Genomic DNA, 21613 nt, shown 5'->3' with positions numbered 1-21613 from the left:
GCAGGTGTACGCATCAGCTGTTTTCCAAAGACGTTACGTTAACCGTTTCGACGCAAAGCGCTGCGCCCATGGGGTGCGGCGCTCTTTTGTTGCGCACGATCCGCTGGCAATCGTGAGGAAAGGCAACGCTCACCATGAAGAATTGTGCGGAAGATGGCGCAGAATCTGACAATCAGGCATATTTGTCCCACATTTCGACACAATTTGCGGTTAGCAAATAGGCTGTTTCAATGTGGTTCCTTGGCCGCTAAGTATTCGACCAAACAAAAGAATGAGGTACACGCATGCGAGCAGTTTTCGGACTTGTCCTGATTGTCGGCATTGCACTGGCCGGGGGCGCCGTCTACATGGCGCGAAACTATATCGCGGAATACCAAAGCGAGTTGGCACGCCAAAGACTTGCCGCGGAAGAGGCCCTGGCCAATGCCAAAGTTGATGTCGTTCCAACTGTCACTGTCTTTGTGTCGAATCGCGCTCTGAAATACGGCGAGCGGTTGACAGAGGAAGATATCCGCGCTGTTGACTGGCCGGAAAACGCGATCCCCGAAGGTACATTCACCGAGCTCACAGCCCTGTTCCCCGAAAGCGGCGCAAATGAACGTTTCGTTTTGAGGGCAATGGAAAAAGACGAAGCGATCATGGAGGTCAAGATCACTCGTCCGGGCGAAAAAGCCGGGCTGACGTCACGTCTTGAAAAAGGTATGCGCGCCTTCGCAATCAGCGTTGACGTGGCCTCGGGCGTTTCCGGATTCCTGCGGCCCGGAGACACTGTCGACATCTATTGGACCGGTTCCAGTGGAACGATCGAAGGGAGCAGCGGCGGAATCACTCGACTGATCGAAACCAACGTGCAACTCATTGCCGTCGACCAGACCGCTGGCTCGGACGTCACCAACACGACCATTGCACGTACAGTTACGGTTGCGGCCACACCGGAACAGGTCGCCGCGCTGGCACAGGCCCAGAACACGGGGCGTCTTTCCCTGGCTTTGGTTGGGGTACAGGATGAATCCGTTGCGTCCACGATTGAGGTGGACCAAAACAAGCTGTTGGGAATTCAGAAAACTGCCCCGGAACCCGAGGCAAAAATCGAAAAGGTATGCACAACACGCATCCGCCGTGGTGGCGAAATCGTAAATGTGCCTATCCCCTGCACAAATTGACGCCAATTCAGAACGTTACAGGTTCAGAGCCGCACCCTTGGTGCGGCTCATTTTTTTGCGATTGTTGCCAATTACCCACATAAGGAAACTTACGGAAACCATTGATTATTGCAATAAATTCGGAATTCGCGCAGTCTCTCATCCCATAGGGCATAAGACCCAAAAAAACGAGGCGTGATCGGAGAGGCAGGTCACATGACAATACGTTCCTGGATCAGCGCAACCCTGCTGGGGTTGTCGCTTGTTATGGCCCCCATTGGCGACACCGCCTGGGCTGAAACTTTACGCGTGGTGAAAAAAGGGACGGTGGAAACACTTGATGTCCCGATGAACCGCGCAATCGTCGTAGAAAGCGAGCAACCTTTCGCAGAGCTCAGCATTGCCAACGCCGGCATTGCCGATATCTCTTCTTTGTCGGAGCGCACGATCTATGTTCTGGGCAAGGCCCCGGGCCTGACCACGCTGACGCTGTTTGACGGCGCGGGCAATCTTTTGGCCAATGTCCGCGTCCGGGTCGCACCGGATGTTACGGAATTCAAGGAACGTCTGCGTCAGATCCTGCCCAACGAACCCATCGAGGTTCGCACAGCCAATGATGGTATTGTTTTGTCCGGTACGATCTCCAGCTCGGCCAAACTGGCACGCGCGCTGGAACTGGCTGAACGGTATGCCCCCGATCGTGTCTCGAACCTGATGTCGGTCGGTGGTGTCCAGCAGGTCATGCTGAAAGTCCGCTTTGCCGAGATGAACCGCTCGGTCGCCAAAAGCCTGACGGCATCGCTTGGTTTCGGCGGAAGTGACGTTACGGGGGGCATCAATACGCTCAACAACCAGTTCGCGCTGAACAACGCTTTGGCGAACAACATTCCGACTGTTCAGGCCAATACAGGCGCAATCCTGTTTGGGTTCGGCGCGGGTTCGACGCAGGTTCGCCTGTTGCTGGAAGCACTGGAAGCCAAGGGGTTGGCCCGCAGCCTGGCCGAGCCGAATCTGTCCGCTCTGTCCGGCCAGGAGGCATCATTCCTGGCCGGTGGCGAAGTCCCCATTCCGGTACCGCAGGATGACGGCGTTGTGGCCATCGAATACAAGGCCTTCGGCGTCGAGATGGACTTTATTCCACGCGTCGTGGACGGCGATCTGATCAATCTTGAAATGGGCACGGCCGTTTCAAGTATCGATCAAACCTCGGATTTCACCATCAACGGGGATTCGGTTCCCAGTTTCATCACTCGCCGGGCAAAAACAACGATCGAACTTCGCGATGGTGAAAGCTTTGCCATTGCAGGCCTGATCCAGGACAATTTCGCGGATCTGAGCAACCAGATTCCATGGTTGGGAGATGTGCCGGTTCTGGGCGCGTTGTTCCGCAGCGCCAACTACCAGCGCGAGCAAAGTGAACTCGTCGTTATCATCACGGCGCATCTGGTTTCACCGACTCGGGGCGAAACTCTTGCGCTTCCAACCGATCGGGTCAAACCGCCCAGCGAATTTGACTTGTTCTTGAACGGCCGGGTGGCGCGCACACAGCGTACGGGCGCCGGCGGAGCGTCAGAGGTTGCCAAACAGAACTTCGGCAGCTCCTACGGCTACGTCCTAGATTGATCAGGAGGATAGGACCAATGCATAAGTGGATTATCACACTGGGTCTTTCGGTCGCTGTCGCCGCCTGTACCCGCGAGGCCGGGTACGAGATCGACGCAGGCACTTTCGGAAACGCGACGCTCAACAACGTCCAGGTTCAAAGCGGCGAGTTGACCTATGCGCAAATTCTCAGCCGCAGGTTTGCCGCGGATGTACCCAGCCAGGTGAACTTTGCGTTCAACAGCTCGCAACTGGATGCTTCAGCTCAGCGCATTCTTTTGCAACAGGCTGACTGGATCAAACAGTTCCCCGAGGCCCGGTTCCGCGTTTACGGGCATACGGATGCCGTGGGGTCGACCAGCTACAACAAAAGCCTAGGCCTTCGCCGCGCGCAAGCAGTCGTCGCGTTTCTGGGGCAGCAGGGTATCTCGCGCTCGCGGCTTGAGGCGGTGGTATCATTCGGCAAAACGCAACCGCTGATCGCAACGCAGAACCGCGATCGCAGGAATCGCAGAACGGTAACCGAAGTTTCAGGATTCGTTGATCGCAACCCGCAACTTCTGGACGGTAAATACGCTGAGATCGTTTACCGCGAGTATGTGGAAAGCGCGACCTCAGTCAGCACGATTCAGGAAGTGACCGCCCAGGACGCTGGAAGCGGTGGATAATACGTTTGAAATGGGCGGCATCGTCGCCCATTTCCCTACAATTGGTTCTTTTGCGCCCAATTCTTGCCCAACTTCAAAGCGACATTGTGAACAATAGGGTGACCTGCGGCCAAATTTGACCGTATTGGGGCGACAGCACATCCATCTGGCGGATTTCGTTCATATGACATGCTGAGCCCTCACGACGAGGATAGTGTTTATGACCAGCGCGACGCCGCAAGACGACAATACAGCAATCTTGGCCTGCACCATCAGTCGGGATGTTCAGAATTTCGACCTTCTGATCGAAGACATGGAAGCCATCTTGGGCGAGCGCTGGGGAGATCTGGGGTTTGCAGAAGCGTTGGCCTTTTTCAGCCAACCCGAAGCTGAAACGCTGGAATTCGTAGCGCTGGCGATCGACGGAGAAGACGAAGACAACCTGTCTCTGCTGGGTGAAATAATCACTCAAGCCAATGAAAAGAAAGTAAAAGTTGTTCTGATCGCCGAGGATGTCACTCCGGCGTCTTTGCACCAACTGCTGCGCAAGGGTGCCGACGAGTTCGTCCCCTATCCTCTTCCCGAAGGCGAATTGCAGGAAGCCATCGAGCGTATGAAGCAGCCCGACCCGGTTGCCGTGGCACAGGCGACCGCCGTTCCCCTGGCCGGTGGCGCGTCCAAGGAAGGCGCATTGTTTGTCGTTCAGGGCCTTGCAGGTGGAGTCGGCGCAACGACACTGGCCGTTAACCTGGCCTGGGAACTGGCCTGTGTCTCGGACAAAGACGCGCCGACCGTGTGCCTGATCGATCTGGACCTGCAATACGGGACCGTTTCCACCTATCTGGATCTGCCGCGACGAGAGACAGTGTTTGAAATGCTGTCGGACACGGACGCGATGGACAGCGAAGTATTCTCGCAAGCCCTTCAAACATATGAAGAAAAGCTTCAGGTTTTGACGGCGCCGTCCGACATGGTGCCGCTTGACTTGATCACTCCGGAAGACATTCAGCGCGTGATCGACATGGCGCGCGCGCATTTCGACTATGTCATTGTCGACATGCCAAAGACGCTGGTCCTGTGGTCGGAAACAGTTTTGCAGGCCGCCCATGTGTATTTCGCCATGATCGAGTTGGACATGCGGTCCGCCCAGAATGCCCTGCGCCTGAAACGTGCGTTGCAGGCAGAGGAACTGCCATTCAACAAGCTGCGCTTTGCGTTGAACCGTGCGCCGAAATTTACCGATCTGAACGGGAAAAGCCGCGTGAAACGCATGGGGGAAAGCCTTGGAATCTCCATCGACCTGCTGCTGCCTGATGGTGGCAAACCGGTCATGCAAAGTGGGGATCATGGTCTGCCTCTGGCAAATGCGGCCGCCAAGAACCCGTTGCGCCGGGAAATCTCAAAGCTGGCGAAGTCGCTTCACAGCCTCGGCAGCAGTGCCGAAGAAGCTGCGTAAACATCATCCCAAGGGGGGATAAGCCGTGTTTTCAAGATACAAAAAGCAACCCGCAGCGCAGCCCGTCAAATCGCCGGCACAACCGGCTGAAACAGCGGCGCCTTCTGCACAAGCGACACCTGTCGCGACCGCGGTGGCACGCAAACCCGTGAAAAAGAATGCAGGCGAGGTCGCAAGTTCAGACAAAGACCGCAAACGCAAGGAGCGGCTGGGTGAGATCAAGATCGAACTGCACCGCGAACTGCTGGAAAACCTGAACCTGGCCGCGCTTGAAAACGCCGGCGAAGCAGAGTTGCGCGCTGAAATCAGTGCCATCGCCAGTGAAGTTCTGGAAACAAGAAACATTGTTCTGAACCGCGAAGACCGATCCCAGCTGAACAAGGAACTTTATGACGAGGTGACGGGTCTCGGCCCGCTCGAGGCGCTGCTTCAGGACGATACGGTCAACGATATTCTGGTGAACGGTCCACAACAGATCTTTGTGGAACGTGCCGGCAAGCTGGAACTCAGCGACATTACCTTCAAGGATGAAAAGCACCTGATGCGGATCATCGACAAGATCGTGTCCGCCGTGGGCCGCCGTGTCGATGAATCCAACCCGTATGTTGACGCCCGTCTGGCCGATGGCTCGCGTTTCAACGCCATGGTGCCCCCGATTGCGGTGGACGGATCGCTTGTTTCCATTCGTAAGTTCAAGAAAGACAAGCTGGGCATTGACGATCTGGTCAATTTCGGTGCGTTTACCGAAGAAATGGCCGCCTATTTGCAGGCCGCCGTGTCCACCCGACTGAATATCATCGTTTCCGGGGGTACGGGCTCGGGTAAAACGACCACGCTCAACGCCCTGTCCAGTTTCATCGACGACGCCGAGCGCATTCTGACCATCGAGGATACCGCGGAACTTCAGCTGCAACAGACCCATGTGGGTCGGATGGAAAGCCGCCCACCCAACGTGGAAGGCAAAGGTGAAGTCAGCCCGCGCGACTGTCTGAAAAACGCCCTGCGTATGCGTCCTGACCGTATCATCGTGGGTGAGACGCGCGGCGCCGAAGTCATCGACATGTTGCAGGCCATGAACACCGGTCACGACGGATCTATGACCACGATTCACGCCAACTCGGCCCGGGACGGTATTTCACGTCTGGAAAACATGATCGCGATGGCCGGGATCGAAATGCCGATCAAGGCGGTCCGCAGTCAGATCGCCTCGGCTGTGAACCTGATCGTGCAGGCCAGCCGCCTACAGGACGGGTCGCGCCGGATGACCTCGATCACCGAGATCACCGGGATGGAAGGCGACGTGATTTCCATGCAGGAAATCTTTCGTTTTCAACGCGTTGGCCTGACACCCGACAACAAGATCATCGGGCATTTCACCGCCACCGGCGTCCGCAGCCACTATTCGGAACGGTTCCGTCTATGGGGCTTTGACTTGCCAGCGTCCATCTACGACCCAACCACAATGTAGGAGAACCGGGTATGCAATTGCCTATGGAGGCGATCATTTATGTCGCCATCTTTGTGGGGGTTCTTGCCTTGGTCGAGGGCATCTATCTTGTTGCCTTCGGCAAGTCCATCAGCCTGAACAGCCGGGTCAACCGACGCCTGGACATGCTGGAAAAAGGTGCCGGGCGCGAACAGGTGCTGGAACAGCTGCGCAAAGAAATGCAGCAGCATATGAAATCACAGAGCATTCCTCTGTATTCACTTCTCGCTGACAAGGCGCAAAAGGCGGCAATCGCGTTTTCTCCACGTCAATTGATCATGATCATGGGGCTGGTATCAGCTATGGCCTTTGTCGGATTGAGCATCGGAACCGCTACGGACACGGCACTGCGCATCGTTGTTTCCATCGCAATCGGCATTGGCGGCGTTTACGCCTGGGTCAACCACAAGGCCAAGAAACGCATGGGGATGATTGAAGAACAACTGCCCGATGCGGTTGAACTGATGGTGCGCTCGTTGCGTGTCGGCAACCCGTTCGTCTCGACGATTCAGGTGGTTGCAAACGAAGTTCAGGATCCGCTGGGAACCGAATTTGGCGTTATCGCCGATGAATGCGCCTATGGTCGCGATGTGGGCGAGGCGCTAAAGGACATGGCTGAACGTCTGGACATGCAGGATATGCGCTTTCTGGCAGTCGCCGTGGGTATTCAGCAGCAATCCGGCGGTAACCTTGCCGAAATTCTGGCCGGATTGGCAAAGGTGATCCGTGCGCGTTTTCGCCTGTTCCGTCGGGTCAAGGCGATTACGGCCGAGGCACAATGGTCGGGCAAGTTCCTATCCGGGTTCCCTGTTGCCTGTCTGATTTTCATTCTGGTCAAGGACCCGGGCTATTACGACGAGGTGTTGGATCACCCCTGGTTTATTCCCGCGTGTTTTGTTGTCGCCATCCTGCTGACACTGAACCTGATCGTCATGAAAATCATCACCAACATCAAGGTCTGAGGGCAGCACCATGGAAATCCTGACCGGCATCAATGACCTGTTGACCCAGCACCTGGGCGAATTCGGCCCCCTGATCATTGTCGGCGTACTTGGCCTGCTTATGGTTCTGGTCGCTGTCACATTGATCATGAAGCAGCCCGAAGACCCCTTGAAGAAACTGCAAAGATCGAATGCGGCTCCTCCAAAGCAGAAAAAGGGGAAGAAAGAGCAGCTTCGAAACTCGAACCGAAACGAGCAGCTTGAGAAGTTCGCAACTTTCCTTGAGCCCAAGAACGAAGAAGAATACTCGGCCGTCGAGTTGAAGCTGCGTCAGGCGGGCTACAGGTCGAAGGATTCGGTTCGGTTCTTCCACTTTGCGCAGTTTTCTCTGGGTATCCTTGGCATTATCATTGGTGTTCTGCTGGTCACGGTTTTTTCCGGCGGCCAGGAGTTTACCGGAACACAGATGATGATCCGGGTGCTTGTCCCCGGCGCGATCGGCTATTTCGCACCCAAATACTGGATTACGCGCCGGGTTGAAGAACGGAAGGAAGCGATTACCGCCGGCTTTCCCGATACGCTTGATCTGATGCTGGTCTGCGTTGAAGCCGGTCAATCGCTGGATCAGGCCATCGTTCGCGTGGCCAGTGAAATGAGCGCGTCTTATCCGGATATCGCGCAGGAATTCGAAACCGTCGCGTATGAAATGAAGGCCGGCAAGGACAAGGACACCGTCCTGCGTGACTTCGGCGTGCGCTGTGGGGTTCAGGACGTGAACTCTTTTGTCACCGTCATGATCCAATCGGCGACATTTGGTACATCAATTGCCGAGGCATTGCGGGTTTACGCCGGTGAGATGCGCGACAAACGCGTGATGCGCGCCGAAGAGGCCGCGAACAAGTTGCCGACCAAGATGACTCTTGTCACAATGATGCTGACGGTCCCGCCGCTGCTGATTATTCTGGTTGGCCCGTCGGCGAATGTTATTTCGAGTTTTGGACGCTAGGTCGGATAGAGCCATATGAAAGCTGAATTCAGGTGCTTCCCTTCCGGGTTTCGCCGAATGCTCTGGGCCACCATGGTTTTTGCCATGGTGGCTTCTTGCACAGAAGGCCTGTCACCCAACGGTTTGGATGCGCCGGGAATTGACACCAAAGGTCAGGCCGAGGACAGCATCGAGGTCGGAAACAGATTGATGGCAGCCGGAGAATACGAACTGGCGCTTGAAACCTTTACCCGGGCCGCGCTGGACCAGGGTATGACGCCCCAGGTCCTGACGTCTCTGGGTACTGCGAATATTGGGCTACGCCGCTTGGGACAGGCCGAAAAACTGCTGCGCAGAGCCGTCGAAGACGACACGGACTGGCCGGTGGCCTGGAACAATCTGGGTGTCCTGCTGATGGAGAAACAGGAATACCCCGAGGCCGCGCAAGTGTTTCGGCGGGCCTATGCGCTGGACAATGGCGAAAGTGACGCAATCCGGGACAATCTGCGCTTAGCACTCGCAAAAATGGAAAATTCTGTTAATAATACCCCACAAGAACAACAAGAATACACACTGGAGCAGCTTGGCGACGGGCAATTCACGCTACGCAAGATCCAGTAATTGAGGCGAGAGCAGTAAAGGACGCAAAAAATGCGCCAGCAATTCTTGATTCCGACTGTTGTTATCAGTGGTCTGATCCTGTCGGCCTGTGCAAAGGAAACCGAAGAGGAAAAGGTTGAACGAACGTTTCAGGAAGTGAACGTTATCGACGAAACAAACCTGAACGATGTGCTTCTGAGCGCCGCAGATCCAAATGAAGCGGTGACCTATTTCCACGGTGCAGCGCTCAAAAACCCGGACCGGATCGATCTTCAACGCGGACTGGCAATTTCCTTGGGCCGCGCCAAACGCACGACCGAGGCCGTAACCGCGTGGAAGCGCGTCACAACGATGAAGGGCTCGAACGCCGCGGACAAGGTTGAATACGCGGACGCATTGGTCCGAAACGGCGACTGGTCGCAGGCCAAAACGGTTCTGGATTCGGTTCCCCCCACCTTTGAAACCTTCAAACGGTATCGCCTCGAGGCAGTCGTTGCGGATTCCCGGAAAGAGTGGAAACGCGCGGATCATTTCTATGAAACCGCTGTCGGGCTGACGACACGTCCGGGCAGCGTGATGAACAACTGGGGATATTCCAAGCTGAGCCGCGGCGAATATGCCGAAGCCGAGCGGTTGTTCTCGGAAGCGATCCGTCAGGACAACTCGCTGTTTACCGCCAAGAACAACCTGGTTTTGGCCCGGTCGGCACAAGGCAACTACAACCTGCCGGTCGTCCCCATGACACAGGTCGAACGGGCGCGTCTGCTCAATACAATGGGTATTTCAGCGGTCAAACAGGGCGACATAACCACCGCCAAAAACCTGTTCCGCGAAGCCATTTCAACCCACCCGCAGCATTTCGACGAGGCGGTCCGCTCGCTTCGGGCGCTTGAAGGGGCCTGACACATGCAGATACCCGCAGTGGCAGCGGCCTGGTTTCTGCCGTTTGTGCTGCCGATCTGCTTTTACGTGGCCTTCACGGATATGCGTGAGATGCGGATCAAGAACCATGCAGTCCTTGCGCTGACGCTGGTTTACATCGTGATAGGTCTGATCGCCATCCCGCCCTGGTCCACAGGCGGCATCAGCGGCAATCTGGGGCCGTTCACCGTGTCCATGCCGGTCTATTTCTGGCAACTGCTGCATATCGTCGTGGTTTTGGTAATCGGTATCTTGCTGAATGCTGCGGGCACCATGGGCGCTGGCGATGCCAAGTTTCTGGCCGCCGCGTCGGCGTTTGTCTGGCTGGGCGATCTGAGAATTGTGCTGATGATCCTGACCGCCTGCGTTCTGGCTGCCGTGCTCACTCATCGTTTGGCCAAAATCACAAAGCTGCGCACCATTGCACCGCATTGGGAAAGCTGGGATCGGGGCAAACAGTTTCCGATGGGGTTCGCCTTGGGCGGATCATTGGCGATGTACCTGATTCTGGGCACTGTTCTCGGATCGTAAACTATCATCAGCGCGCCTTGCCGCTGCCTTTGTCCCGCCACAAAGCTGGTTCATTTTCTTCAAGACGCCCGTTTTCGGGTTCTTGGCGTGACATTTTGATGGACGAGCACCGCGCATGAATATGCAGACTTCCTCAGTTATGGCCCCCCCTGCCCCCAAGGGTCTGGGCGAAATGAAGCTTCCGCTTGTAATGATGCGGGATATTCTGCTTAAGACGATTTTTCGCAAAAACGCGAGCACAGTGTCAGAAGTGGCCGAAGCCATCTGTCTTCCGGGTTCGGTTACTCAGGAACTGATCGACATCGCGCGCGATCAGAAACTGCTTGAAGCGACCGGAACACTGAACGCCAATAGCGGCAATGAGATGGGGTATCAGCTGACCGATGCGGGCAAGGCCCGTTCGCTGGATGCGCTGAGCCAATCCGAGTATTTTGGTGCGATGCCGGTGCCGCTGGATGTCTATCGCGAGCAGGTCAAACGCCAGTCGATCCGCAACATTCAGGTCACGCGAGAACAACTCGTGGGTGCAATGGGCCATCTGGTCCTGCCCGACAGCCTGCTGGATCATCTGGGCCCGGCGGTCAGCGCGGGCCGGTCGATTCTGATGTATGGTCCTCCGGGCAACGGTAAATCCTCGATCTCGAACGGCATACGGGATGCGCTGGGTGACAACGTCTATGTGCCCTACGCCATCGAATATGCGGGTCAGGTGATCACGGTCTATGACCCGATCGTGCACACGGCGATCGAACAAGAGCCGGACGACCCCAACAGCCTGCGTCGTCGCAGGCGGTTCGATTCCCGATATGTCCAATGTGAACGCCCCACCGTCGTAACCGGTGGTGAGCTTTCGCTCAGCATGTTGGATCTGGTCTACAACCCAACCGCACGAACCTATCAGGCCCCGTTGCAACTGAAATCCACCGGTGGCATTTTCATCGTGGATGACCTTGGCCGGCAAGCCGAGCCGCCGCAGGCGCTGGTCAACCGTTGGATCGTCCCGCTGGAGGAAAACAAGGATATCCTCGGCCTGCAATCGGGTGAAAAATTCGAAGTGCCCTTCGACACGCTGGTCATCTTCTCGACCAACTTCCACCCGAACGAGATCTTCGACCAGGCTGCCCTGCGCCGGATCTTCTTCAAGATCAAGATTGACGGCCCGAACCAGGAGAACTTCCTGAAAATCTTTGCCATGGTGGCCCGCAAACGTGGAATGCCGCTGGACGAGGCGGCATTGGTGCACCTGTTGAAGGTCAAATACCCGACCATCAACAATATCTATGCCAACTACCAACCGATCTTCCTGATCGATCAGATGATCTCGATCTGCGAGTTCGAGGGCATTCCTTATCAGATGAACCCTGACCTGATTGACCGCGCCTGGGCCAACATGTTCGTAAAAGACGAGAAAATCGTCAAATAACGCCGTGCCAATCCCTCCTTCGGGCGGGTAATCTGTGACCATGACGCAGATTCCCGCTCGGATTGATACGTGGTTTTCCACCAAAGGCTGGTCCATCCACCCACATCAGCAAGAGATGTTCGATCGGGCGAAGGACCCGGCAACCCTGCTGATCGCCCCGACCGGTGGCGGCAAGACCATGGCCGGTTTTCTGCCTTCCCTGTCCGAGCTGGCCGATGGAGGCCACAACGGTTTGCATACACTCTATGTCTCGCCGCTCAAGGCGCTGGCGGCGGATATCAAACGTAACCTGCGCACCCCGGTGGACGAGATCGGCCTGCCCATTCGGATCGAGGATCGCACCGGTGACACCTCGGCCACGCAGAGAAAACGCCAAAGGGCCGACCCACCCCATATCCTGCTGACCACACCGGAAAGTCTGGCACTGCTGACCTCGTACGAGGATGCCCCGCGCATGTTCGATGGGGTGCAGCGGATCATCGTCGACGAAATCCACGCACTGGCGGAAAGCAAGCGCGGTGATCAACTGATGCTGGCCTTGGCGCGTCTTCAGCGTCTCAACCCGGATCTGCGTCGCGTCGGCCTGTCGGCCACGGTCGAAGACCCCACGGCGATTGCCCGCTTTCTGGCGCGCCACCCGGACCCCTGCCGGATCGTGCAGGCCGACCCCGGCCCGGACCCGGACATCCAGATGCTGGAAACAACCGAAATGCCGCCATGGTCCGGCGGAGGCGCGGCCTATTCCATTCCGGCTGTGCTGGACCAGATTCGGCGGCACAAGACCACGCTGATCTTTCACAACACCCGCGCGCAGGCCGAGATCTATTTTCATAACCTGTGGCTGGCGAATGACGACGGCCTGCCCATCGGCATCCATCATGGCAGTCTTGACCGACAGCAGCGCGAGCGGGTCGAAGCCGCGATGGTGCGTGGCGAATTGCGCGCCATCGTCTGCACCGGCAGCCTCGATCTGGGCATTGATTGGGGCGATGTCGATCTGGTGATTCAGATCGGTGCGCCCAAGAACGTCAAACGGCTGGTGCAAAGGATTGGTCGGGCCAACCACCGCTATAACGCGCCTTCCAAGGCGCTGCTGGTTCCTGCCAACCGGTTTGAAGTTGTCGAATGCGTCGCTGCGCTCGAGGCCGCCAAAGCCCATGACCTGGACGGGGAACCCCGAGGCCCCGGCCCCCGCGATGTGTTGTGCCAGCACATTCTGATTGCGGCCTGTGCCGGGCCCTTTGACGCCGATGATCTGTATGCCGAGATGACATCCGCCGGACCTTATGCACAGTTGACGCGACCCGAGTTTGACGCCTGTCTGGATTTCTGTGCCACCGGGGGCTACGCCTTGCGCGCCTATGATCGCTGGCAAAGGTTGCAGCAGCGTGCCGACGGGCAATGGCAATTGCGCGATCCTCGCGCTGAGTCACGCATTCGCATGAACTTGGGCACGATTCAGGATACCGACACCCTGAAGGTACGCCTGAAGCGCAGCCGTGGTGGAAAACCGTTGGGCGAAGTCGAAGAAGCCTTTGCTGCTTCGCTGACCCCCGGCGATACCTTCCTGATCGGCGGGCAGATCGTGCGCTATGAGGGCCTGCGCGAAATGGTGGTCGAGGTCAGCCGTCGCGCAGATCGCAAACCAAAGATCGCGACCTTCTCGGGCACGAAATTTGCGACTTCCACGCAACTCAGCGACCGCATTCTGCGCATGTTCGCCCAAACTGACTGGCCGCACCTGCCTTCTCATACGGCGGATTGGCTGGTCTTGCAGCGCCAAGTGTCCCGCCTGCCTCAACGCGATCGTCTGTTGATCGAAAGCTTTCCAAGTGACGGGCGAGAGCATCTGTGCGTTTACGGATTCGCTGGTCGCAATGCGCAACAGACACTGGGCCTGCTGCTGACCAAACGGATGGAGGAAACCGGTTTGGCCCCGCTGGGGTTTGTCGCCACAGACTATGCCACGCTGATTTGGGGTTTGGATGCGGTCACTGACCCGCGCCCTTTGTTTCAACCCGAAGCGCTGCGTGACGGGCTGGACACATGGCTGGCGGGCAACGCAGTCATGAAGCGTACCTTTCGCGCGTCGGCCACGATTGCTGGTCTGATCGAACGCAACATGGCCGGACAGCGTAAAACCGGACGGCAAGCCACGTTTTCGTCAGACATTCTCTATGACACACTGCTGAAATATGATCCCGATCATCTGTTGATGCAGATCACCCGCGAAGAGGCCATGCGCGGGTTGGTTGACTTCGGTCGTATCGAGGCGATGCTGGCGCGCATCGGCGACCGCATAGACCTGCTGCGTCTGGATCGCGTTTCCCCACTGGCCGCGCCGCTTTTTCTTGAGGTTGGAAAAGTGCCTGTCAAAGGGGCAGCCGAAGAAAGGCTGCTTGCCGAAGAAAGCGCGCGCCTGATGGAAGCCGCCGGGTTGGACCAGCTTTGATCCCCCTTGCGCAAGATGTGGAATCGGGCCAAGAACGTATCATGAACGTGTTCAAATTTTCCTTTGCAGGCCAGCAACTCGATGCGCTGCCGTCTGGCGCATTATGGTGGCCGGCGCGGCGACTGCTCTGTGTCTCGGATCTGCATCTGGGGAAATCCGAGCGCATGGCCCGTCGGGGCGGGGCTACGCTGCCCCCCTATGACAGTCGCGAGACGCTAGACCGTCTGGCGCGCGATCTGGAATACACCAGCGCCGAAACCGTCATCTGCCTTGGCGACAGCTTTGACGATCTCGAAGCGGCCCGGGCCTTGCCCGACGCAGAAGGGTTGAGGATTGCAACTTTGCAGGCCGGGCGTCAGTGGATCTGGATCGAAGGAAATCACGATCCAGGCCCGATCGAGATGGGGGGCTCTCATTTGGTCGAATCGCAGTGTGGCCCGCTTATCTTTCGTCATATCGCCCAGGATCGGCCACAAGGCGAGGTTTCAGGCCATTTTCATCCGAAAGCACAGATTCGGACAAAAGGCCGGCACATTTCCCGGCCCGCCTTTCTGCTGGACAGAAATCGGCTGATCCTGCCTGCCTACGGAGCTTATACCGGGGGATTGCGCAGTTCGGATCGGGCACTTTCCGATCTTTTGGGCGCGGACGCCATGGCCATTCTGACCGGCCCGCATCCGCGGATGATTCCAATGCCACGTTAAATTCAGATCAACCCGTCTTCTTCCAACTTCGGTTTGTACTTGCGGCTCACTGGAACCAGATCGCCGTTCGCCAGGCGCAAAAAGGTTTTGCCCGCCGTTTTTTCAACCCTAACGATGGACGCGTCCACCACCCAATGTGAACGGTGCGAACAGTGCCCGGGAACCGGCTCCATCTCGGCAATTGCGTCCGTAAAGCGTGAGCGGATCGTGAACGTGCCTTCCGAGGTCACAACATCCACATTGTGATCCCTGACCGTCAGACGATGGATTTGGCCGTCGAAATCAGGCGGCAGACGCCTGATCAGGCGCGGCTTCTCGATTTCAGGCGTTGAGGCCATCAATGGATTCAGATCATTGCGCTGCACAAGAACCAGACCCGTTGCAAACAAGACCCCATACACCGCTACGGTCTGGGCGCCTGGTGCCATGTGACCTCCACACGTGAACAGGACCCATGCCAACATCCAAAGGGACGGCGTGAACAGAACCAGGATCAGTGCCGCAAATGCCAGATCACGGGCAGGAACATTCAAAAGAACAGGGTTTTTCTGCATCAGCTTGCGCGCCAGCCCGGTGACCGTCAGGGCAAGAACCATCACCCCGGTCCAGAAAAGAAGACGCAATCCAAAGGTCAGATCAGCAACCAGAAACGGTGGAAACGCGTAGGCAAGCAATGGAAGAAAGACAACGCCCGCCGTCACTCGCTGTGGGGTACAAGCATTCCGGACAACTTTGATCTTGGATGTCATACCGCTTTTGTGCACGATTTATCAGAATTCAACCTTAGCACGACAAGCACTTAGGCACCTTACCTGTAACCAACTGGGAATACGGGGATATCACGATTTTCAAAGCTGTCAAACCCATTCAGGGCAAAATGACCACAGCGTGCAATGATTGTCCCACGAGGTCATGCACAACCGAGCAGTGTGCCGGGCCGACATGATCGACCCGACCAGATTACCTTACGCCGTCAAACCTTCTGGTTCGGGCAGAGCGTTGGCGCGGCAGCACGCAGTCAAAGTGTTGGCCAACAGGCAGGCAATGGTCATCGGACCTACACCGCCCGGAACCGGAGTGATGGCGCCAGCACGCTGGGACGCGCTGGCATAGTCCACGTCACCGACAAGCTTGTTCTTTCCGTCGCGTTCGATGCGGTTGATGCCTACGTCGATCACGGTCGCGCCTTCCTTGATCCAGTCACCCGGTACCATTTCAGGACGACCCACCGCGGCCACGACGATATCGGCCCGGCGCACGACATCCGGCAGATCCTTGGTGCGCGAATGCGCGATGGTCACGGTGCAGCTATCGCCCAGCAGCAGCTGCGCCATCGGTTTGCCCACAATGTTCGAGCGGCCGATCACAACCGCGTCCATGCCGGAAAGCGAACCGTGGTGGTCACGCAGCATCATCAGGCAACCCAGCGGGGTGCAGGGCACCATCGATTTCTGACCGGTGCCCAGCAGGCCCACGTTCGAGATATGGAACCCGTCGACGTCTTTGGCCGGATCGATGGAATTGATCACCAGGTCTTCATTCAGGTGCTTGGGCAGCGGCAACTGGACCAGAATGCCATGCACGGCCGGGTCGTTGTTCAGCTTGTCGATCAGCGCCAGAAGATCTTCTTCCGAGGTATCGGCATCCAGTTTGTGCTCGTACGAATTCATGCCGACTTCAACAGTCATTTTGCCCTTCGAGCGGACATAGACCTGGCTGGCTGGGTCTTCGCCCACAAGAACCACGGCCAAGCCGGGAGTGATGCCGTTTTCCTCTTTCAGCTTTGCAACCTGATCGGCCACTTGCGCGCGCACTTTTGCGGCAAAGGCCTTACCGTCGATAACCTGAGCTACCATGTTTCGATCCCTTCTTTCAAAAAACGGATCGGGCGCACAAAGCGCCCGGTCAGTCAGTCGGTGCCAATCACGCGCTCTTCGCGTGCAATCGACCAGTCAATCAATATGCGCCATAGCTTCTCGGCCAGATCCGGGTCCATCCCCAGCGCATCCGAGCTTGCACGCACGCGTTGCACCACCTCTTCCACGCGTTCCGGGATACGGGCCGGAAGGCCCTCGCCCGGCTTCAGCTGCGACGCGCGGTCAATGTAACTCGCGCGTGTCACCAACATTTCGATCAGTTGGCGATCCAGCTTGTCGATCTCGGCCCGCAGGTCCTGCATCGTGTTACAGTTCTGGGGCGGTGTCAGAGTGGGCATCGTCATCTCCTCATGGCCCGGGAATGAATCCCCGGACCACGAGATGTCTTATTCAGCAGCTTAGAACAAGCCCTCGATCTCACCTGCGTCATTGAGGCAGATGGTTTCAGCAGCCGGTTTGCGAGGCAGACCGGGCATGGTCATGATCTCGCCGCAGACGACCACGATGAAACCGGCGCCTGCGGACAGGCGAACTTCACGCACCGGAACCGAATGGCCGGTGGGCGCACCGCGCAGCGATGGGTCGGTCGAGAAGGAATACTGCGTCTTGGCCATGCAGACCGGCAGGTTGCCGTATCCGGCTTCTTCCCATTCACGCAGCTGGTTGCGGATCTTGTTGTCGGCCAGAACTTCGTCAGCGCGGTAAATACGCTTGGCGATGGTTTCGATTTTCTCGAACAGAGGCATTTCGTCGGGGTAGATCGGTGCGAAGTTCGCGGTGCCACCTTCGACGATTTCGACGACTTTCTCGGCCAACGGGGCAGACCCTTCGGAACCCAGCTCCCAGTGACGCGACAAAACCGCCTCGACGCCGTGCTCGCTGCAATAGTCTTTCACCGCCTGAACTTCGGCATCGGTATCGGTGACGAAGTGGTTGATGGCGACGACAACCGGTACACCGAAGGATTTCACGTTCTCGATGTGACGGCCCAGGTTGGCACAGCCTGATTTGACGGCTTCAACGTTTTCGGCACCCAGATCAGCCTTGGCCACGCCACCGTTCATCTTCATCGCGCGCACGGTGGCTACAAGAACAACTGCCGACGGAGCGATGCCCGCCTTGCGGCATTTGATGTTCATGAACTTCTCGGCCCCCAGATCCGCACCGAAACCAGCTTCGGTCACGACATAGTCGGCGACTTTCAGAGCGGTCTTGGTCGCGATGACCGAGTTACAGCCATGCGCGATGTTCGCGAACGGGCCGCCATGGACGAAGGCCGGGTTGTTTTCCAGCGTCTGCACCAGGTTCGGCTGCATTGCGTCCTTCAGCAGAACGGTCATTGCGCCTTCGGCCTTGATGTCACGGCAATAGACCGGGGTCTTGTCGCGGCGGTAAGCGACGATGATGTCACCCAGACGCTTTTCCAGGTCTTTTAGGTCGTTCGCCAGACAGAGGATCGCCATGACCTCGGACGCCACGGTGATGTCAAAACCTGCCTCACGCGGAAAGCCGTTCGACACACCACCCAGGCTGGCGGTGATCTGACGCAGGGCTCGGTCATTCATGTCGACCACACGACGCCATGCGACGCGGCGGGTGTCGATCTCCTGCTCGTTACCCCAATAGATGTGGTTGTCGATCATCGCCGACAGCAGCGAGTGCGCCGAGGTGATGGCGTGGAAGTCACCGGTGAAGTGCAGGTTCATCTCTTCCATCGGAACAACCTGCGCGTAACCGCCACCCGCGGCGCCGCCCTTCATGCCGAAGTTCGGGCCAAGCGAGGCTTCGCGGATACAGATCATCGCGTTCTTGCCGATGCGGTTCAGGCCGTCACCCAGACCCACTGTGGTCGTGGTCTTGCCCTCACCTGCCGGGGTCGGGTTGATTGCAGTCACCAGGATCAGCTTGCCGTCTTCGCGGTCCTGCACCGAGTTGATGAAGTTCTGGCTGACCTTCGCCTTGTCATGGCCATAAGGCAGCAGATCCGCAGAGTCGATGCCGATCTTGGCACCGATTTCCTGAATCGGCTTTTTGTTCGCTTCGCGGGCGATTTCGATATCGGATTTGTAGCTCATTGGCCGGGGTCCTTGATTGAATACCGTGCAAAACCGACGCGGGGCGTCGGCGCTGTGCATTCCATACCCTTGTGTACAATCCCGATAGCCATGGATTCCGACATTCTGGCGTCGCGAAGCGTCGTAAGTTCGTTTCCGGGGTTTCTAATCGGAAACAAGCCCGTTTTCACAAGCCCAGGCAGGTTGATCCGGAACAAACAGCTTTAGCCGATCCCCAAGTTGAATGCGTCCAGGTCGCTCTACCCATCCAGTGATGCCCCGACGTCCGGCCGCCGCAGGTTTGAAAGCCGCACCATGCCCCGGTTGATCCGCTTCGATCTCGCGCCCCGGCAGAACGCAAGGGGCATTTTCCATGTCCACTGTTATCGTCATCCCACTTTTTGCCTGAAGACGTGAAGACGGGGGGATATGTGAGAAATCCGGGATCCCGCGCAGCACGATGGAAGCCCCAAGATAGGACGGGTCAAGCTGGTCCAACCCCATGTCCCGGGCAATCTGCTGCAACTCCTCCTCGGACAAAACTGAAAGCTGACGCACATTGCTAATTTCAGTGCCTTTTGGATAAAGATTTGAGACCCTGACACAGGACGCCCGATTTAGCCCCTCGTGGCGCTCACCCTTCACGCCGTCAAAGCCCAGATCCAGCGTGTCAACAGCCTTGGCCCGCAAGGAGGTCCCCGCAGGAACAAGGCCAAGCCAGACGGTTTCGGCGGCAAACTCGGTTTCGCGCAAAAATGGCATAGCCTTCCCTTTTCGATCTTTTTCTTGCGCGAATATTGCCCGGCAAAACACCGATGAAAAGAAAAAAGACCCGGACTATGCGCCGGGTCTTTTTTTGACTATGCGGAGGGTTCAGGCTCCATTCCGCCATCGGGCGGAGATTTCTTGGCCTTTGTCTTGGGAATGGCCGTGACACTGGGCGCGCTGCCTTCATCCGGCTTGTCGCCTTCGTCATCCTCGCTGGGTGATTCACCATTCATAACGCGCTTGATCTCATCCCCAGTCAGGGTTTCGTATTCAAGCAGACCCTGCGCCAGGCGTTCCCATTCTTCGTGCCGTTCGGTCAGAATCTGGTGCGCGCGCTCATAACCCTGCTGGATCAATCGCTTCACCTCTTCTTCGATCAGCTCTTTCGTATGGGCGGAAACCGAGAACCCTGCGGTGTTGCCCTGATAGCCTTCATGAGCCTCGGCATAATCGATGTTGCCGACCTTGTCCGACATGCCCCAGCGCATCACCATGGCACGCGCCAGTTGGCTGGCCTGCATGATGTCCCCGGCCGGGCCGTTCGAAACGTGGTCTTCACCGTATTTGATAACCTCGGCGGCCTTGCCGGCCATGGTCATGGCCAGCTTTTGCTCACACTCATCACGGTGGTAGTTCAGGCGATCCATTTCAGGCAGCGAAACAACCATACCCAGCGCACCACCGCGCGGAATGATCGTGGCTTTGTAGACAGGATCGCACAGTGGCAGGGTCAGACCGACAACGGCATGCCCCGCCTCGTGATAGGCGGTCTTTTCCTTCTGGTCCTGTGTCAGCACCATCGAGCGGCGCTCGGCGCCCATCATCACCTTGTCCTTGGCGTTCTCGAAATCTTCCATGGTGACAAAGCGGCGACCCACGCGGGCGGCCATCAACGCGGCCTCGTTCACGAGGTTTGCCAGATCAGCCCCCGAGAAGCCCGGCGTACCGCGCGCAATGATGCGCAGATCGACATCGGGCCCCAAAGGTGTCTTGCGCGCGTGTACGCCCAAAATCTTCTCGCGGCCTTTGATGTCGGGGTTGCCGACGGTCACCTGGCGGTCGAACCGGCCGGGGCGCAGCAGCGCCGGGTCCAGCACGTCCTTGCGGTTGGTCGCGGCCAGGATGATGACGCCTTCGTTGGCCTCAAAGCCGTCCATCTCGACCAGAAGCTGGTTGAGGGTCTGTTCGCGTTCGTCGTTACCACCGCCGTAACCGGCGCCACGATGGCGGCCCACGGCGTCGATCTCGTCGATGAAAACGATACAGGGCGCATTCTTCTTGGCCTGTTCAAACATGTCCCGGACACGGGATGCACCGACGCCGACGAACATCTCGACAAAGTCGGACCCCGAAATGGTGAAGAACGGCACACCCGCCTCACCCGCGATGGCTCGGGCCAGCAATGTTTTACCGGTACCCGGAGGGCCGACCAGCAGCGCGCCTTTCGGGATCTTGCCGCCAAGGCGGCTGAACTTCTGCGGATTGCGCAGAAACTCGACGATCTCTTCCAGCTCTTCCTTGGCTTCGTCGATGCCTGCGACGTCGTCAAATGTGACGCGGCCATGCTTTTCGGTCAGCATCTTGGCCTTCGACTTGCCAAAGCCCATCGCACCGCCTTTGCCGCCGCCCTGCATCCGGTTCATGAAGTAAACCCAGACACCGATCAGCAGCAGGAAGGGCAAGAGCGTGATCAGGAAAGACTGGAAGCCCGACTGCTGTTGCTTGACCGCTTGAACCGGGATGTTCTCATCGATCAAAAGCTTGGTGACCTCGGCGTCGCCGGGTTTGATCGTGACGTAAGTCGCACCGCTTTCGGTGGTATAGCGGATCTGTTCGCCATCCAGTGTGACGTTCTTGACTTCACCGCTTTGCACGGCGCCGACAAAGTCGGAGTAAGTTCTTTCATTGCTCTGAAGCGTTCCGCCTGGTCCACTGAACAGATTGAACAGTGCAAGGATCAGCAGAAACAGAACGACCCAAAACGCGATATTGCGAGCGTTGCCCAAGGAAATTCTCCCAAAAGT

General features: G+C 57.5%; 19 protein-coding genes. 13 read left to right on the top strand and 6 right to left on the bottom strand.

Features of this window, described 5'->3' with window-relative positions; translation table 11 throughout:
• Positions 1 to 284 precede the first annotated feature (284 nt).
• The 13 genes from cpaB to pdeM all read left to right on the top strand — a co-directional run bounded on the left by cpaB (position 285) and on the right by pdeM (position 14890).
• Positions 285 to 1163, top strand: a complete 879-nt coding sequence (gene cpaB, locus NOR97_RS03510; RefSeq protein ID WP_170344994.1) for a Flp pilus assembly protein CpaB — start codon at positions 285 to 287, stop codon at positions 1161 to 1163.
• Between the two features lie 195 nt (positions 1164 to 1358).
• On the top strand, positions 1359 to 2765 hold the full coding sequence (locus NOR97_RS03505) for a type II and III secretion system protein family protein (protein WP_257600223.1): 1407 nt from the start codon (positions 1359 to 1361) through the stop codon (positions 2763 to 2765).
• Between the two features lie 17 nt (positions 2766 to 2782).
• Positions 2783 to 3412, top strand: coding sequence for an OmpA family protein (locus NOR97_RS03500; RefSeq protein WP_257600222.1), 630 nt, complete (start codon positions 2783 to 2785; stop codon positions 3410 to 3412).
• Positions 3413 to 3611: 199 nt separating this feature from the next.
• Complete coding sequence (locus tag NOR97_RS03495) at positions 3612 to 4847, top strand: AAA family ATPase (protein ID WP_170344991.1); 1236 nt, start codon at positions 3612 to 3614, stop codon at positions 4845 to 4847.
• Positions 4848 to 4872: 25 nt separating this feature from the next.
• The gene (locus NOR97_RS03490) at positions 4873 to 6315 is read left to right on the top strand and encodes a CpaF family protein (protein ID WP_170344990.1); all 1443 of its coding nucleotides are present in this window, start codon (positions 4873 to 4875) and stop codon (positions 6313 to 6315) included.
• A gap of 11 nt (positions 6316 to 6326) precedes the next feature.
• Positions 6327 to 7295: a type II secretion system F family protein gene (locus NOR97_RS03485; protein WP_152457244.1), complete on the top strand. Its 969-nt coding sequence runs from the start codon at positions 6327 to 6329 to the stop codon at positions 7293 to 7295.
• A 10-nt stretch (positions 7296 to 7305) separates the two neighbouring features.
• A complete protein-coding gene (locus NOR97_RS03480) occupies positions 7306 to 8280 on the top strand; it encodes a type II secretion system F family protein (RefSeq protein WP_257600221.1) in 975 nt (324 codons plus the stop codon).
• 57 nt (positions 8281 to 8337) lie between these two features.
• Positions 8338 to 8880: a tetratricopeptide repeat protein gene (locus NOR97_RS03475; RefSeq protein WP_374041596.1), complete on the top strand. Its 543-nt coding sequence runs from the start codon at positions 8338 to 8340 to the stop codon at positions 8878 to 8880.
• 30 nt (positions 8881 to 8910) lie between these two features.
• Complete coding sequence (locus NOR97_RS03470; protein WP_257600220.1) at positions 8911 to 9762, top strand: lipopolysaccharide assembly protein LapB; 852 nt, start codon at positions 8911 to 8913, stop codon at positions 9760 to 9762.
• A 3-nt stretch (positions 9763 to 9765) separates the two neighbouring features.
• A complete protein-coding gene (locus tag NOR97_RS03465; protein WP_170344987.1) occupies positions 9766 to 10311 on the top strand; it encodes a prepilin peptidase in 546 nt (181 codons plus the stop codon).
• Positions 10312 to 10426: 115 nt separating this feature from the next.
• A complete protein-coding gene (locus NOR97_RS03460) occupies positions 10427 to 11734 on the top strand; it encodes an ATPase (RefSeq protein WP_170344986.1) in 1308 nt (435 codons plus the stop codon).
• Between the two features lie 40 nt (positions 11735 to 11774).
• Positions 11775 to 14186 carry a ligase-associated DNA damage response DEXH box helicase gene (locus NOR97_RS03455; RefSeq protein WP_257600219.1) on the top strand — a complete coding sequence of 804 codons (2412 nt, stop codon included), beginning with the start codon at positions 11775 to 11777 and terminating at the stop codon, positions 14184 to 14186.
• Between the two features lie 41 nt (positions 14187 to 14227).
• Positions 14228 to 14890 carry a ligase-associated DNA damage response endonuclease PdeM gene (gene pdeM / locus NOR97_RS03450; protein ID WP_257600218.1) on the top strand — a complete coding sequence of 221 codons (663 nt, stop codon included), beginning with the start codon at positions 14228 to 14230 and terminating at the stop codon, positions 14888 to 14890.
• A gap of 2 nt (positions 14891 to 14892) precedes the next feature.
• On the opposite strand, the gene NOR97_RS03445 is transcribed toward pdeM, so the two are convergent.
• The 6 genes from NOR97_RS03445 to ftsH all read right to left on the bottom strand — a co-directional run bounded on the left by NOR97_RS03445 (position 14893) and on the right by ftsH (position 21595).
• Positions 14893 to 15639: a LytTR family DNA-binding domain-containing protein gene (locus NOR97_RS03445; RefSeq protein WP_257600217.1), complete on the bottom strand. Its 747-nt coding sequence runs from the start codon at positions 15637 to 15639 to the stop codon at positions 14893 to 14895.
• 216 nt (positions 15640 to 15855) lie between these two features.
• On the bottom strand, positions 15856 to 16746 hold the full coding sequence (gene folD, locus NOR97_RS03440) for a bifunctional methylenetetrahydrofolate dehydrogenase/methenyltetrahydrofolate cyclohydrolase FolD (protein WP_170344982.1): 891 nt from the start codon (positions 16744 to 16746) through the stop codon (positions 15856 to 15858).
• Positions 16747 to 16799: 53 nt separating this feature from the next.
• Complete coding sequence (locus NOR97_RS03435; RefSeq protein ID WP_170344981.1) at positions 16800 to 17105, bottom strand: chorismate mutase; 306 nt, start codon at positions 17103 to 17105, stop codon at positions 16800 to 16802.
• Positions 17106 to 17165: 60 nt separating this feature from the next.
• A complete protein-coding gene (locus tag NOR97_RS03430) occupies positions 17166 to 18842 on the bottom strand; it encodes a formate--tetrahydrofolate ligase (RefSeq protein WP_170344980.1) in 1677 nt (558 codons plus the stop codon).
• 144 nt (positions 18843 to 18986) lie between these two features.
• Complete coding sequence (locus tag NOR97_RS03425) at positions 18987 to 19583, bottom strand: MOSC domain-containing protein (RefSeq protein WP_257600216.1); 597 nt, start codon at positions 19581 to 19583, stop codon at positions 18987 to 18989.
• 98 nt (positions 19584 to 19681) lie between these two features.
• Entirely contained in the window at positions 19682 to 21595 is a 1914-nt protein-coding gene (gene ftsH / locus NOR97_RS03420) for an ATP-dependent zinc metalloprotease FtsH (RefSeq protein WP_257600215.1), read from the bottom strand.
• Positions 21596 to 21613 lie beyond the last annotated feature (18 nt).

Origin of the sequence: Ruegeria sp. YS9 (genome assembly GCF_024628725.1) — a bacterium.
GTDB classification, from domain to species: Bacteria; Pseudomonadota; Alphaproteobacteria; order Rhodobacterales; family Rhodobacteraceae; genus Ruegeria; species Ruegeria atlantica_C.
The sequence above is the reverse complement of the archived record's forward strand: the minus strand, read 5'-3'. Positions and strand labels throughout refer to the sequence as shown.